This is a genomic window from Nocardioides sp. NPDC006273 (assembly GCF_040613495.1).
Classification (GTDB): domain Bacteria; phylum Actinomycetota; class Actinomycetes; order Propionibacteriales; family Nocardioidaceae; genus Nocardioides.
Window position 1 is genome coordinate 1 of record NZ_JBEXSD010000134.1, and the last position, 1,209, is coordinate 1,209.

At 64.1% G+C, this 1,209-nt stretch carries 1 protein-coding gene; it reads right to left on the bottom strand.

The window, feature by feature from the left end; translation table 11 throughout:
- Window positions 1-7: 7 nt before the first annotated feature.
- Window positions 8-1,045, bottom strand: coding sequence for an IS30 family transposase (locus ABZZ22_RS27005; RefSeq protein WP_354938662.1), 1,038 nt, complete (start codon window positions 1,043-1,045; stop codon window positions 8-10).
- Window positions 1,046-1,209: the final 164 nt, after the last annotated feature.

The following is a 1,209-nucleotide window of genomic DNA, read 5'->3' on the forward strand; positions in this document are numbered from 1 at the left end:
GGCGGATTCAACCGGTCATCGCAACACTGGGTGGTGGGTTCGGGTTCGAAAGTAGCTCATCGAGGACCTGTGCTGGTGTCTTCCAGCCGAGGGTCTTACGGGGTCGTGTGTTGAGCTTGCGAGCGACGTGGGCAAGGTAGTCGGCGGGGAAGTTGTTCAGGTCGGCGCCCTTGGGGAAGTACTGGCGCAGAAGACCGTTGGTGTTCTCGTTGCTGCCTCGCTGCCAGGGTGAGTGGGGGTCGCAGAAGTAGATGTCCAAGTCGGTCGCTGCGGCGATCTGGACGTGGTTGGCCATCTCGAAGCCCTGGTCCCAAGTCAGCGTTTGGCGGAGCTCGTCGGGTAGTCGTGACATCGCCTCGACCATCGCGCTCTGGACCGCATCAGCACCGAAGCCGTCGGGTAGGTGCAGCAACATCACGTAGCGACTGGTGCGCTCGACCAGCGTTCCGATCGCGGACTTCGTTCCGGCGCCTCCCATGATCAGGTCGCCTTCCCAGTGGCCGGGTACGGCACGGTCTTCGACCTCAGCGGGGCGTTCACTGATGAGCACCATGCCCGGGATTCGTTGACGACGCCGGGTGGCTTGGCGGTTCGGTTTGCGCAGTGCTCGCCCGGTTCGCAGTCGTTGGTGCAGGTCACGTCGAAGACCGCCGCGGCCTTGCACGTAGAGGGCTTGGTAGATCGTCTCGTGCGACACGCGCATCTCCAGATCGTGCGGGAACTCGATGGGCAGCATCGCCGCGATCTGTTCGGGCGAGTGCTCCTCCTCGAGTCGATCTTGCACCCACCTACGTAGCCGTTCGTTGGTGGCCAGTTTGCCCGCACGGGCTCGGGAAGCCAGATGATCGGCACGCAGTTGGGCCACGTGTGGGGAGTACCTCAACGGACGGATCCGGGGCCTGCCCGAGGCACGCTTCTTCTCGTACACCGCCCGGGAACGGTAGTTCTGCTTGCTGCGGACATTTCGCCGGATCTCGCGTTGAACCGTCGACGGCGCCCGCCCCAGATCGCGAGCGATCTGTCGAATGGAGTCACCCCGCTCCATGCCCGCAAGGATCTACTCACGTTCAGCGATGCTCAGCAACCGCGATGACAGAACGCGGGACCTGGTGAAGTCGGGACGCACGCCACCAGCCTTATGTACCAGCCGCCGGCCCCAGCCCAGGCTGTGCCCGACACGCTCACTAGCAGCCTCGATCGTCACCCCCG

What these genes read in the sequence shown, in the direction of transcription:
- ABZZ22_RS27005 (WP_354938662.1), bottom strand. Translation starts at nt 1,045, where the DNA reads ATGGAGCGGGGTGACTCCATTCGACAGATCGCTCGCGATCTGGGGCGG.